The following is a 12,773-nucleotide window of genomic DNA, read 5'->3' on the forward strand; positions in this document are numbered from 1 at the left end:
ACCTATCCATGGCTGCGACACCATTCCCGAGCAACGCCGCAGACCTGCGCAGCTATTGCATTATAAACCAAAACGCATGCTTTCAGGGCTAACTAAACACAGATTTACAGTTCATCGCAAGCAGTTCAAACAAGGCCTCTCGCTGTGACAGGTCATTGCTATCGAACCACTGCAAATCGGGCCATTTTCGCAACCATGTGAGCTGTCGTTTGGCCAATTGGCGGGTAGCGATAATGCCCCGTTCCACCATGGTGCCGTAATCACATTTGTCATCCAGATATTCCCACACCTGGCGGTAACCCACCGCTCTGATGCCAGGCAAGTCTGGGTGTAACGATGGCTGCCGCCGCAGCCCTTCCACTTCCGCCAGTAACCCTGCGTCCAGCATGGCCCGAAAACGCCGAGCTATTTGCCCATGCAGCCAGGCCCGATCCTGCGGCGCCAGGGCCGTGCTGAGCACCGGATAAGGCAATCCGCTGAACTGACTTAATCCATCCCGGCTCTTGGTTACCGTTTTATCATGCTCTGCATGAAACGCAGCCAACGGTCTGCCGGTTAGACGAAAGACCTCTAGCGCCCTCTGTAACCGCTGCTTATCCGTTGGCTTGAGCCGCGCCGCTGTGACCGGGTCCACCTCGGCCAGCACCTGATGCACCGCCGGCCAACCCTGCGCATCGGCCAGTGTTGCAATCTCGGCACGCACTACCGGATCCGCTTCCGGCAATGGAGCTAATCCCTCCACTAGGGCTTTGAAATACAGCACCGTGCCACCCACCAGCAACGGCAATTTGCCGTTGTCGTGGATCTGTTCAATGTGCTTGAGCGCATCGACGCGGAAATCCGCAGCGGAATAGGGCTCGCTAAGATCACGAAAACCCAGCAACCGGTGTGGCGCCAATGCCAGCTCTTCTTCAGTGGGACGCGCCGCACCAATATTCAAGCCCTTATACACCAGCGCCGAATCCACATTGATAATTTCGATCGGTAGCGCCTGCGCCGCCTCAATCGCCAACGCGGTTTTACCGGAACAGGTGGGGCCCATGAGCAATAAGATAGGCAGACCCGCTTCAGGCATCACGGTGACACGCGAAAGACCGCGCGCCCTCCACGTGTTGCCTGCTTGGGTCTCGCGTGCAAGCGATCATGGTTCATTGCCCCCGCATGAATAGTCGATCCAGATCCTTAATGCTCATCTGGGTCCAGGTGGGCCGGCCATGGTTGCATTGGCCAGAACGCTCAGTGGCTTCCATGTCACGCAACAGCGCGTTCATTTCTGGAATAGTGAGGCGACGATTGGCTCGCACACTGCCGTGGCAGGCCATGGTAGACAGCAGCTCATCGAGCTTTTGCGCAATCCGTTCGCTGCTGCCTTCGGCCAGAAGGTCCGATAGCACATCTCGCACCATGGATTCGCTGTCGCCATTACGAAGAAGCGCGGGCACTTCGCGCACCACCAGAGTTTCCGGCCCGGCGCGCTGAACCACAAACCCCAGCCGGGAAAAGACCTCCGGCTGCTGCTCAGCAAAGTCCGCCTCTCGGGATGACACCGCCAAAGACACCGGCACTAGCAACGGCTGGCTACGCACCTTGTCTTCCGCCCAGCTCTGCTTGAGCCGTTCGTAGGTAATCCGTTCGTGGGCGGCGTGCATATCCACCACCACCATGCCTTGCTCGTTCTCCGCCAAAATAAAAATGCCGTGCAATTGTGCCACCGCATACCCTAATGGCGGTACGGTTTCATTTTCGTTGGCCGGTGGCATTACCGACGGCGCCGACTCACCTACATGCCCGCGGACCAACGCCCCATAAGCATCCGCCTGACGTGCGCCTTGGCCATAGCCGAACGCGCCTCCCCCCGTGGAAGGATAAGCCTGCCCGGCAGGATGAGACAGGGAGGAGCCCCCCGAGCCCGTCGGCGAAGTCAGCGACATATTACCCTGGCTCGGCGCCATGGCTGGAGCCATCCCTGCAGCTGGCCCGCCTTCATCGGCCACTGAACCCGCCAGTTCCTGGCCGGGCCGCACCCCGGCAATGACACGGTGCAGCGAGCTGTACAAGAAACCATGCACCATGCGCTGCTCGCGGAAACGCACTTCGTGCTTGGTGGGGTGAACATTCACATCCACCATGGCTGGATCCAGTTCCAGAAACAGCACATAGGCTGGATGGCGGCCATGATAAAGCACATCCGAGTAAGCCTGACGCACCGCATGGCTAACCACCTTGTCCCGGATGACCCGACCATTTACATAGAAATACTGTAGGTCTGCCTGGGACCGTGAAAAAGTGGGCAGCCCCATCCAGCCATGCAGCCGCAAACCATCACGCTCCACATCCACCGGTACCGCCTGCTCAATAAAGCCCTTGCCACACAGCTTGGCCACCCGCGCTGCCCGCAAAGTGTCATCCAGCCCAGCAGGCAGCTGGTGGATCACCTTCTGGTTATGGGTAAGACGAAAAGCGGTATTGAACTCGCTCAAGGCAATGCGCCGGAACACTTCTTCGAGATGATTGAATTCCGTTTTTTCGGTGCGCAGGAAACGGCGCCGAGCCGGAGTGTTGAAGAACAAATCGCGCATGGTGACGGTGGTGCCACGGGGATGCCCCGCCGGGGAGACCGACGGCGCCATATCGCGCCCCTCCACGGTCACCTGCCAGCCTTCCGGCTCCCCCTCCACATTACTGGCCAGGCTCAACCGGGAAACGGAACTGATCGCCGCCAGAGCCTCACCGCGAAATCCCAACGTGCCAATGGCTTCCAGATCATCCAGCCCCCGGATTTTGCTGGTGGCGTGGCGCGACAGAGCCAGCGGCAAATCATCGCGCTCGATGCCACTGCCGTTGTCGCGTACCCGCAACAATTTCACCCCGCCCTGCTCCACATCCACACTGATGGATTCCGAGCCAGCGTCCAGCGCATTCTCCAGCAGCTCTTTGAGCACAGACGCGGGGCGCTCAACCACTTCACCGGCGGCAATCTGGTTAGCAAGACGGGAATCAAGCAGCTGAATTTTGGACAAAACACACCCTTTAGGAAATTATCTGACCCCGGCACTGCACCCGGCACGCTTGGAATTTAGCGTGTCTGCATGGCGTGTGTTGCGTGCAAGAGGAATGTCACGAACGGGGAATTTTCAGTACCTGGCCAACCATGATGCGGTCGCCATCCATGCCGTTGGCCGAACGGATCGACTGCTCAGAAATACTGTACTGCCGAGCAATTTCCGACAGTGTATCACCGGGCTGAATCCGATACTCATCGCCCTGCTCCCGTCGTTGAGCGGCATACCAGCTATTCGGCGCTGGATGGCTGCGAAAATAGGCATCAACCCCTTTGAGCACCGACCGAGCCAACTTGGTTTGGTGAGCGGATGAGCGCAGATTACGCTCTTCGGTCGGGTTGGAGATAAACCCGGTTTCTACCAGGATCGACACCATCTCCGGCTCTTTTAGCACCGCAAAGCCCGCCTGTTCCACCTTGTCGCGGTTACCATGCAGCTTGGTGACTTTGCCCATTTCCAACAGCACCTGCCGGCCAAGATAAAGACTGCCGGCCATGGAGCCGTTCATCTGCAGATCCGCCAGCACACTGTAGAGCGAGCTGTCGTCTTCCTCTTCTTCATACACCCCGGCCACGCGGTCCGACTCGTTGGCAATCTTGGCCAGATAGCGGGCCCGAGCACTTGTGGCCCCCCGGTTGGACAAGGCGAATACCGAAGCGCCATTGGCGCGGGCATCGGTGAAGGCATCCGCATGAATAGAAACGAACACATCCGCCCCGTGCTTTTCCCGGGCAATCTTGCGGCGCTCCACCAAGGGCACATAGTAATCACCATCGCGCACCATCACCGCACGCATACCGGCTTTTTCGTTAACTAAAGCTTCCAGCTTTTTGGCAATCTGCAGCACGATGGTTTTTTCATAGGTACCACTGGGCCCGCGGGCACCGGGGTCTTCCCCACCGTGGCCGGCATCAATCGCCACAATCATTAATCGCTGGGCTTTGGGCGCTGCCGATTTTTTCGACTTTTCCGGCGTTGGCTTACTATCGTTAGCGGCCGCAGTGGTGAGCTCTTTATCGAACAGGTCTACCACCAAGCGCCAGCCATGGGGCTCAATGGGTTTCAGCAGGTTAGTACGGGTGCGCACGGACTCGTTCATGTCCAGCACCACTCGGGTTTTATCGGTGTGTTTGCCGACCCGGATATTGGCAATCGGGCTGCTGGCGTAATCCAGCGTTTTCACATCAAAATCCAGCGCGGCGTTCTGCAGATCCAACACAATACGATCCGGGTTGGCCAGCTTGTCGAGCTTGTGGTCCACCGGGCCGGGCAGATCGAATACGATCCGAGTGTGATCCGGGGCCCGGTGCAGGCGTACAGAATCAATCGTGGTCTGGGCAAACGCCCGTGAAGTCCAGCACAAAGCCAGCAAAGAAAGAAAAGCTGCCGCTACGGTTTTCTTATTGTAAATGCGCATAGTCATAGGCGTTTAATCACTACCCCATTCCAGGGTCGCTTTTCGTCCGTGGCCATTCACGGCCAGTGTAATGGTCAAATCCGGTGCTGGCACCACGCCCGCTCCACGTTCCGGCCACTCCAACAGACACAGCGAGCCAGCATCGAAATACTCCCGCACGCCGATCAGCTCCAGTTCTTCCGGATCCGACAGCCGATACAGGTCAAAGTGATAAATATGGACGCCCCGAATCTCATAGGGTTCCACAATAGTATACGTCGGACTCTTTACCGCTCCGTTATGCCCCAGGCCACGGAGGATACCGCGAACCAGGGTGGTTTTCCCCGCCCCGAGATCGCCTTCAAGATAAACGCAGCCGCCCGCCGCCAAGCGGTGGCCCAATTCAGCCCCCAGTGCCAGCGTTGCCGCCTCATCCGCTAATGCGTAGCACTCCACACTCATTGGCGACCGACTCCTTGCGGCAATCCATAATTCAATTGTTGGCGCAGGGCCGGGAGCAAATCGGTGGCTAGCAAGCCCCTCTGACCCTGCGCTGCTGCACAACCATCGGCTGCCCGGGCGTGCACCATAGCCCCTAGCCGAGCCGCATCAAACCCACTCAGCCCCTGGGCACGCAGGGCTGCGATTACGCCAGTCAACACATCCCCCATGCCTCCAGAGGCCATACCCGGATTACCATCGCGAATCAGTGCCCGGCCCAGCCCCGCGGCCGAGTCACCCTGCACCAAGGTCCCCAACCCCTTAAGCAGCACGGTGCCACCATAGCGGGCGCAAAGGCTTTCCAGCGCGGCAAAACGATCTTGCTGAATCTCTGCGGCGGTGACGCCCAACAGGCGGCCCGCTTCGCCCGGATGCGGGGTAAGCACCCAGTCTGCAGTGCCAATATCGGGCTGGCCGGCGATCAGGTTCAATGCATCCGCATCTACCACCAACGGCTTGCCTGCCGACAGTGCCGCCGCCAGCAACTCCCGGCCCCAAGCGTCGCGGCCCAGCCCCGGCCCAATGGCGATCACCGTGGCCGCGTCCATTAACTCGATGGCCTCTTGTGCCTGATCCACCCCGCGCACCATAATTTCCGGTTGCCGAATCAGCGCCACCGCCACATGGGCCGGGCGGGTAATCAGCGTCACCTTGCCCGCGCCGCAGCGCGCCGCAGCCTGGGCACTCATAACCGGGGCGCCAGCAAAACCGTGATCGCCACCCATCACCAACACATGGCCATAATCGCCCTTGTGGCCATCCACTCGGCGGGCCGGCAGGCACTGCTGCAATAGTTCAGCAGACGGACTCACACTGTCCGGTTGCACTTGAGCATAAATATTCCGGCTCACCTGCAGGTCAAAAAAACGCAGCACACCGCAATGCAAAGGGCCTTCGCCGGTGAGTAGGCCACGCTTGAGACCTATAAAGGTACAGGTCATTTCAGCCTGTAACACCGCGCCCAGGGGCATGCCGCTATCGGCACTCAACCCAGAAGGAACGTCCAACGCCATCACGGGAATCGACAAGGCATTCAGGGCACGTAACAACATCGCCACATCATCACGCAGCGGGCCTTTGAGACCAGTACCCAGCAGGCCATCTACCAACAGATCCGCCCCATGCGGCAAGGCGTCGGCGGTGAGCGCCTGCATGGGAACGCCCGCCTCTTGGCAGCGCTGAGCCATGGTCAGGGCATCGCCCTTGAGCTGATCCGGCGCAGAGGTAAACCATATCTGCGGTTGCAGGCCAGCCTCTGCGGCCAACCGAGCCACCACATAACCATCACCACCGTTATTGCCGCCGCCACACAATACCGCCAATGTGCTCACTTGCGGCCAGCGTTCGCATAGGGCATCGAACGCCGCCTGCCCTGCTCGCTCCATCAAGTCGGCACCCGGGGTGCCGGCAGCAATGGCTAGGCGGTCCAATTCGCGGGTTTGCGCCGCGGTGTATAAAGCAGCAGGTAGCTCAGTCACCTGTTATCCTTCGCGTTATTAAGGGCGCCTCGGTATTCCCGGAGCGCTGCAACACAGTTCCCGCCATTATACGCACGAGAGCCGGCTGCCCCGAAACGTCATGGACCTGAATCAACTCAAAGAGCAAATCCAGCAATGGGGCCGCGAACTCGGCTTTCAGCAAATCGGTATTGCCGATACGGATTTGCATGCCGAAGAAGTACAGCTCAAAGCCTGGCTGGCGAAGGGCTACCAGGGGCAAATGAACTGGATGTCAGCCCACGGCAATAAACGCTTTCGGCCAGGGGAGCTGGAGCCGGGCACACTGAGGGTGATTTCTGCGCGCATGGATTACCTGCCCCCGGACACCCAACCGGTGAAATTGCTACAGCAGAAAGACAAGGCCTATGTGTCCCGCTATGCCCTGGGCCGCGATTACCACAAGCTGATTCGCAAGCGACTGGCGATTCTAGCCGGACGCATTCGCGAAGCCGTTGCGGACAGCGAACTGGCCAGAGCCTTTGTGGACAGCGCGCCAGTAATGGAAAAACCGCTGGCGGCGAAAGCGGGGCTGGGCTGGCAGGGCAAGCATACTCTGGTGCTGAATCGGGAAGCGGGTAGCTGGTTCTTTCTAGGAGAAATCTACACCGACATTGCCTTGCCGGTAGACAGCCCGGGGGAAGACCATTGCGGCAAATGCAAAGCCTGCATCACTGTGTGCCCCACTGACGCCATTGTGGCCCCCTATGAGCTGGATGCTCGACGCTGCATTTCCTACCTGACCATCGAGCATGAAGGCAGCATCCCTGAGGACCTGCGCAAAGGCATAGGCAACCGCATTTTCGGGTGTGACGATTGCCAGCTCATGTGCCCCTGGAACCGCTTTGCCCAGCATACGGAAGAAAGTGACTTCCAACCCCGCCACGGGCTGGGCGACAGTGATCTGGTCGCGCTGTTTTCATGGAGCGAAGAGGCATTTTTGGAGCGCACGGCGGGTTCGGCGATCCGCCGCGCAGGGTATCTGAAGTGGCTACGCAATATTGCCGTGGCGCTGGGCAATGCGCCCACGACAGAGGGAGTCGTACAGGCGCTGAAGGACAAACTGGATTACCCGGATGAAACGGTGCGCGAGCATGTGCGGTGGGCGCTGGAGCAGCACCACGCAAGCTAGGATTTACCACAGAGATCACAAAGGAAAGCAATGGGTTCACTCTGTGGTCGCGATGCAGCGACGCCGATCAAGCGTCAATAAAGTGCTCGCGGTAATACACCAGTTCGGCGATGGACTCGCGAATATCATCCAGCGCCAGGTGTTTGTTCTCTTTACTGAAGCCCGGCAGGATGTCCGGCTTCCAGCGACGCGCCAATTCTTTCAGGGTGGACACATCCAAGTTGCGATAATGGAAGAAGGCTTCCAGTTTCGGCATATAGTTGGCCAGAAAACGGCGATCCTGACAGATACTGTTGCCGCACATGGGCGACATACCCGCTTCCACATACTGCTCCAGAAACGCAATAATCTGAGACTCCGCGGCCGCATCATTCACCGTGCTGGCCTTCACTCTGGCCACCAGCCCGGAGTTGTTATGGTGGGTGGTATTCCACTCGTCCATGCCATCCAGTAGCGCATCGCTTTGATGAACCGCCAACACCGGCCCTTCTGCCAACACGTTTAGCTCGGCATCAGTAACAATGGTGGCGATTTCGATGATGCGATCATTTTCCGGGCTCAGGCCGGTCATTTCCAGATCGATCCAAATCAGATTATTGCGCTTGTCGGTCATGGGCTCGGCATCTCTTTGCTACGCAGGGTGAAGGTCTGTTGATGCTTCATGGTAGCATGGCGCTATTCACATAACAGATCTCACACCCGAACACAGGACCGCAAAACCCGTGGCCAAACGCAAACTCAATCGTCGCCAGCGCTGGCGCATCGAAAAGATCCAGGCGGAAAAACGCGACCGCGCCAACCGCCGTACCGACCAGCAGGAGATTCTGGTAGCGGATGATCTAGGCGATGAGCAACACGGGGTCATCACCGCCCACTTCGGCCAACAAGTGGAAGTGGAAAGTGCTGACGGCCCTGGCGCTGAAAATAGAACAACACGCCGCTGTCATTTCCGCGCCACCTTGGAACAGCTGGTGGTGGGTGACAAAGTGATCTGGCAACCGCCAAAAAGCGAGGGTCTGGGTGTTGTGGTGGCCATTGAGCCCCGCGACACCGTGCTCAAGCGCCCGGACATGTACGGCAACCTGAAACCGGTGGCCGCCAACGTGGAACAAATGCTGGTGGTGTTCGCCCCACTGCCCACCCCCTCCAGCTCGCTGCTGGACCGTTATCTGGTGGCGGCGGAATTGTCCGGCATTGCCGCCACGCTAGTGCTCAATAAAGCCGATCTGATCGACGACACCCTACGCCCCTTTGTTGATGAACTGTCTGACATGTATCGCCACCTCGGCTACCCGGTTTTGGAAGTGTGCGCCCACCAACGTGAAGGCCTCACACCACTGCACGAAGCGTTGGCTGGCAAGACCAGCGTCTTTGTCGGGCAATCCGGGGTTGGCAAGTCCTCACTCATTAATGGCGTACTGCCAGAAGCTGACTTGCAGGTGGGTGAACTCTCCAGCAACTCCGGCCTTGGCCAGCACACAACGGTTACCGCCCGGCTAGTCCACCTGCCCACCGGTGGCCAGCTGATTGACTCCCCCGGGATTCGAGAATTTGGTCTCTGGCACATTGGTGAAGACGACTTGCTACACGGCTACCGGGAACTGTCCGAACTGGCAGGCTACTGTAAATTCCGTAATTGCTCACATCGCAACGAACCGGGTTGCGCCCTGATCCTCGCGGCGCAGAACGGGGATATCGACGAAGAACGGCTGGCCAACTTCTACCAGATTTCTGACACCTTGGACGAGGATGGCCGCGAGCGGTACTCAACCGACAGTTGATCGCGGCCCACTCAGCCCCCACGGTATAAGAAAGACCCCGGATAATGGATAATGAAGGCATTGCCGATACGAAGGCACACGCCTTCGTCATTAATCATCAACTGCTCACTGCCAACTGATCGCCTATGCTGCCACTGCTGCTCGAACCCACCGAACTCGCCAACCGTCTTGACGACGGCAACCTGCTCATTCTCGATTTGAGCAAACAACCCGTTTACGTTCAGGCCCATGTTCCCGGCGCTATTCATCTGGATTTCAAGCGATTGCAGAGCGGCGCCCAGCCGGCACCGGGGATGATCCCTTCCGATGATGCGCTGAGCGATCTTTTTTCTGAGCTGGGCCTGACCTCGGACACCCATGTGATCGCCTATGACGATGAAGGTGGCGGTTGGGCTGGGCGCCTACTGTGGACCCTGGATGCCATCGGCCACAAGCACTACAGCTACCTGAACGGCGGCATCCACGCCTGGCTAGCGGACGGCCACGCCACCAGTAGCGAAGCCCACGAGCCCAGCCCCAGCGATTACCAGGTGGGCGCCCATGATCCGCTCACCGAAGTGGATCTGAACTACCTGCTTGCTCACTATCAGGATGAGGATGTGGTGATCTGGGATTCCCGCTCCCTGGACGAATTCGACGGCGTGCGCGCCTTCGCTAAAAAAGCCGGGCACATTCCCGGAGCTCGCCACCACGAATGGACCGAGCCCATGGACAAGCAGAACAACCTGCGCTTACGCCCACTGGACGACATCCGTGCTGAACTGGCGGCTCTGGGCATCAGCGGCGACAAGGAAGTGATCACCCATTGCCAAACCCACCATCGGTCCAGCTTTTCTTGGCTGGTGGGCAAATTGCTAGGCTTTGAACGCATGCGTGGCTACGCCGGCTCCTGGGCGGAATGGGGCAACCACCCGGACACCCCTGCAGAAAAAAGTGCCTAAACCCATCGTTGACGGCGGCGCCCCCTAACGGCAATTTCCGCCTTCTGAAAAATGCTAAAGGACGTCACTCTTGAGCTTACGCGACAAACTGTTCGTTACCCTTCAATACCTTATTCCCCAACATGCTTTGTCTCGACTGGTGGGGATATTGGCCCGCAGCGAAGTGCCGTGGATCAAGACCACTTTCATCAACATGTTCATGAAACGGTTCGGTATTGATCTATCGGAAGCGCAATTTGAAGACGCGGACCAATTCCCCACCTTCAATGCCTTTTTCACCCGAGCCCTGAAGGCCGATGCCCGCCCCCTGGAGGCAAGCGAGAACAACGACATTGCCAGCCCTGCGGACGGTGCCGTGAGCCAACTGGGTGCTATTCGCGCCAATCAAGTATTCCAGGCTAAAGGTCACGACTACTCGTTGTATGACTTGCTCGGCGGCGACAGTGCGCTAGCCAGTGAATTTACCAACGGCCAGTTCGCCACCGTCTATCTCTCTCCCCATGACTACCACCGGGTGCATATGCCTTTTACTGGCACCCTACGTGAAACTCGCTATGTACCCGGCGACCTGTTTTCGGTGAACGAAGCCACCGCCAACGGCGTACCCAACCTGTTTGCTCGTAACGAGCGGCTGGTGTGTATCTTCGATACCGAACAGGGCCCCATGGCGGTGATTCTGGTCGGCGCCATGATCGTAGCCGGCATCGAGACGGTCTTCAGCGGTCAGGTCACTCCGCTACCCAAACAAGTGGTCACCACCGACTACCTGCGCAGCAAACCCATCGCGCTGGAAAAAGGGGAAGAGCTAGGCCGTTTCCTGCTGGGCTCCACCGTGGTCATGCTCTTCCCGGAAGGCAAAGCCAAATTTGCACCAAACCTGAAACCCGGCAGTCAGGTACGAGTGCGCGGCAAACTTGGCGCTTATACCAACGAAGACAAACACTGATCGCCCCACCCCCTTGTCCGCCGCAATAGCGTTCATTGCGGCGGGCGAGTATCCCCCCTGACACTTCCCCCGGTCCGCACGGCAACTGCCCTCCCGTGGATCTACCCTACAATAACCGACCGTTGATCTTTTGCCGGTGCAATTCATGCTCACAAACACCCTACAGCAGGCCGTTTACAAACGAACTCGCCCCTGGCGGCAACGCCTAGACAATGGCCGGGCTCGGCTGTTTGACGCTCAACAACTGAGCCAAGCAGAACAAACGCCCTACCAGACCCTGTTTGACGACGGTCTGGTCAAATTGCGTTACTACCCGCCACTGAAAGAAAGCGCCATTCCTCTGGCGGACGGCACTGTCGTTCCCGTCAGCCAGACGCCTCAGCGCACCCCGCTAGTATTGGTGGCACCGCTCGCCGTAAACATGCTGATCTATGACCTGTTTCCCCAGCGCAGCTTGGTACGTTACCTACGTGCTCGAGGTTTTGAGTTGTATATGGTCGACTGGGGCCGCCCAGGCAAGCATCACAACCACCTACATTTGAGCAGCTACTTTGCCGATTATCTGCCCAAGCTATTGTTGCATGTTCGCCAACACAGTGGCGAACAAAAGCTGAGCCTACACGGCTGGAGCTTCGGCGGACTCTTCAGCCTATGCTACGCAGCCCTAGGCAAAGACCCTGATATCAGCAACCTAGTGCTGGTGGGGGCTCCCACGGATTATCACCGCAACGGCTCGCTGGGCAGCCAGTACCGAGCACTAAGCCGCCGGGCAAAGTGGATCCGCAGCCGCACCGGCCTACGCATCCATAATGTCCCCTCCAACTTGCTGCGCTCACCGGGCTGGGTGAACAGCCTCGCGTTCAAATTCACCAATCCAATAGGTAGCCTGCAAGGTTACTGGAGCCTGATTAAGAACCTGCACGACCGAGAATTCGTCGCCTCCCATGCCACCAACGGGGCCTTTCTCGATGACATGGTGGCTTATCCTGGCGGTGTGATTCAGGACATCGTCCACTACCTATGGACAGACAACGTAGTCGCCCATGGCCAGCTCCCCATGGAAGGAACCGACGGCCACCTGGACCGGGTCACTGCCAATGTGCTGAACATCACCGGCGCCAACGATCCCATCGTGACGCCAGAATGCAGCCAAGCCATGAAGCCCCTGATTCGCAGCAAGGACAAAACTTTTTTGACCATTGATGGCGGGCACATGGGCATCCTCGGCAGCGCCGCCGCCCAAAAACAAAGCTGGGGTCGAATCGCGGACTGGTTGATCGAGCGAGATTAACAGCAGCGACGAGCAGCTAGTAGCGAGGACAACGCGGGTTAGTAACGGCACCACACGGTGATCGCCCTGCCCGCGAGATCCTGTTGAAAACTCAAAACAACAAGCCGAAAAAGTAAACACGAGGCCTATTCCACTTTGCCCTATCCAATCGATCGCAGCTCGTCGCCTGTCATTTAACCGTCATCCCCGCCGCCTAGCCTAAACACCGTTTCCGCTGATAACAGTAT

The 12,773-nt window shown here is 58.4% G+C and carries 11 protein-coding genes; 5 read left to right on the forward strand and 6 right to left on the reverse strand.

Going from position 1 to position 12,773, the window contains the following annotated elements; translation table 11 throughout:
- Positions 1–88: 88 nt before the first annotated feature.
- The 5 genes from miaA to ABNH10_RS14850 all read right to left on the reverse strand — a co-directional run bounded on the left by miaA (position 89) and on the right by ABNH10_RS14850 (position 6,437).
- The gene (gene miaA / locus ABNH10_RS14830; protein ID WP_349386647.1) at positions 89–1,075 is read right to left on the reverse strand and encodes a tRNA (adenosine(37)-N6)-dimethylallyltransferase MiaA; all 987 of its coding nucleotides are present in this window, start codon (positions 1,073–1,075) and stop codon (positions 89–91) included.
- A 73-nt stretch (positions 1,076–1,148) separates the two neighbouring features.
- Positions 1,149–3,020: a DNA mismatch repair endonuclease MutL gene (gene mutL, locus ABNH10_RS14835; RefSeq protein WP_349386648.1), complete on the reverse strand. Its 1,872-nt coding sequence runs from the start codon at positions 3,018–3,020 to the stop codon at positions 1,149–1,151.
- 97 nt (positions 3,021–3,117) lie between these two features.
- Positions 3,118–4,485, reverse strand: coding sequence for an N-acetylmuramoyl-L-alanine amidase (locus ABNH10_RS14840; protein ID WP_349386649.1), 1,368 nt, complete (start codon positions 4,483–4,485; stop codon positions 3,118–3,120).
- Positions 4,486–4,491: 6 nt separating this feature from the next.
- Complete coding sequence (tsaE, locus tag ABNH10_RS14845) at positions 4,492–4,920, reverse strand: tRNA (adenosine(37)-N6)-threonylcarbamoyltransferase complex ATPase subunit type 1 TsaE (RefSeq protein ID WP_011589483.1); 429 nt, start codon at positions 4,918–4,920, stop codon at positions 4,492–4,494.
- Complete coding sequence (locus tag ABNH10_RS14850; RefSeq protein ID WP_011589484.1) at positions 4,917–6,437, reverse strand: bifunctional ADP-dependent NAD(P)H-hydrate dehydratase/NAD(P)H-hydrate epimerase; 1,521 nt, start codon at positions 6,435–6,437, stop codon at positions 4,917–4,919. The genes tsaE and ABNH10_RS14850 overlap by 4 nt, the downstream gene beginning before the upstream one ends.
- Positions 6,438–6,537: 100 nt before the next feature.
- On the opposite strand from ABNH10_RS14850, the gene queG reads away from it, so the two are divergent.
- Complete coding sequence (queG, locus tag ABNH10_RS14855; RefSeq protein WP_349386650.1) at positions 6,538–7,587, forward strand: tRNA epoxyqueuosine(34) reductase QueG; 1,050 nt, start codon at positions 6,538–6,540, stop codon at positions 7,585–7,587.
- Positions 7,588–7,654: 67 nt separating this feature from the next.
- Here the strand turns inward: queG and orn are convergent, their stop codons facing one another.
- Entirely contained in the window at positions 7,655–8,200 is a 546-nt protein-coding gene (orn, locus tag ABNH10_RS14860) for an oligoribonuclease (protein WP_349386651.1), read from the reverse strand.
- Positions 8,201–8,309: 109 nt separating this feature from the next.
- On the opposite strand from orn, the gene rsgA reads away from it, so the two are divergent.
- The 4 genes from rsgA to ABNH10_RS14880 all read left to right on the forward strand — a co-directional run bounded on the left by rsgA (position 8,310) and on the right by ABNH10_RS14880 (position 12,546).
- Positions 8,310–9,368 (forward strand): small ribosomal subunit biogenesis GTPase RsgA, encoded by a 1,059-nt coding sequence (rsgA, locus tag ABNH10_RS14865; RefSeq protein WP_035458896.1) that lies wholly within the window; start codon positions 8,310–8,312, stop codon positions 9,366–9,368.
- A 125-nt stretch (positions 9,369–9,493) separates the two neighbouring features.
- On the forward strand, positions 9,494–10,309 hold the full coding sequence (locus tag ABNH10_RS14870) for a sulfurtransferase (RefSeq protein ID WP_011589488.1): 816 nt from the start codon (positions 9,494–9,496) through the stop codon (positions 10,307–10,309).
- Between the two features lie 70 nt (positions 10,310–10,379).
- Complete coding sequence (asd, locus tag ABNH10_RS14875; protein ID WP_349386652.1) at positions 10,380–11,255, forward strand: archaetidylserine decarboxylase; 876 nt, start codon at positions 10,380–10,382, stop codon at positions 11,253–11,255.
- 145 nt (positions 11,256–11,400) lie between these two features.
- Positions 11,401–12,546 carry an alpha/beta fold hydrolase gene (locus ABNH10_RS14880; protein ID WP_349386653.1) on the forward strand — a complete coding sequence of 382 codons (1,146 nt, stop codon included), beginning with the start codon at positions 11,401–11,403 and terminating at the stop codon, positions 12,544–12,546.
- The last annotated feature ends 227 nt before the right edge of the window (positions 12,547–12,773 follow it).

Source organism: Alcanivorax sp. (assembly GCF_040119285.1).
In the GTDB taxonomy this organism is placed as follows: Bacteria; Pseudomonadota; Gammaproteobacteria; order Pseudomonadales; family Alcanivoracaceae; genus Alcanivorax.

Excerpts from the sequence above, each read along its gene's own strand:
- orn (WP_349386651.1), bottom strand. The coding sequence starts at position 8,200 with ATGACCGACAAGCGCAATAATCTGATTTGGATCGATCTGGAAATGACC.
- queG (WP_349386650.1), top strand. The coding sequence starts at position 6,538 with ATGGACCTGAATCAACTCAAAGAGCAAATCCAGCAATGGGGCCGCGAA.
- ABNH10_RS14880 (WP_349386653.1), top strand. The coding sequence starts at position 11,401 with ATGCTCACAAACACCCTACAGCAGGCCGTTTACAAACGAACTCGCCCC.
- tsaE (WP_011589483.1), bottom strand. The coding sequence starts at position 4,920 with ATGAGTGTGGAGTGCTACGCATTAGCGGATGAGGCGGCAACGCTGGCA.
- miaA (WP_349386647.1), bottom strand. The coding sequence starts at position 1,075 with ATGCCTGAAGCGGGTCTGCCTATCTTATTGCTCATGGGCCCCACCTGT.
- ABNH10_RS14840 (WP_349386649.1), bottom strand. The coding sequence starts at position 4,485 with ATGACTATGCGCATTTACAATAAGAAAACCGTAGCGGCAGCTTTTCTT.
- ABNH10_RS14870 (WP_011589488.1), top strand. The coding sequence starts at position 9,494 with ATGCTGCCACTGCTGCTCGAACCCACCGAACTCGCCAACCGTCTTGAC.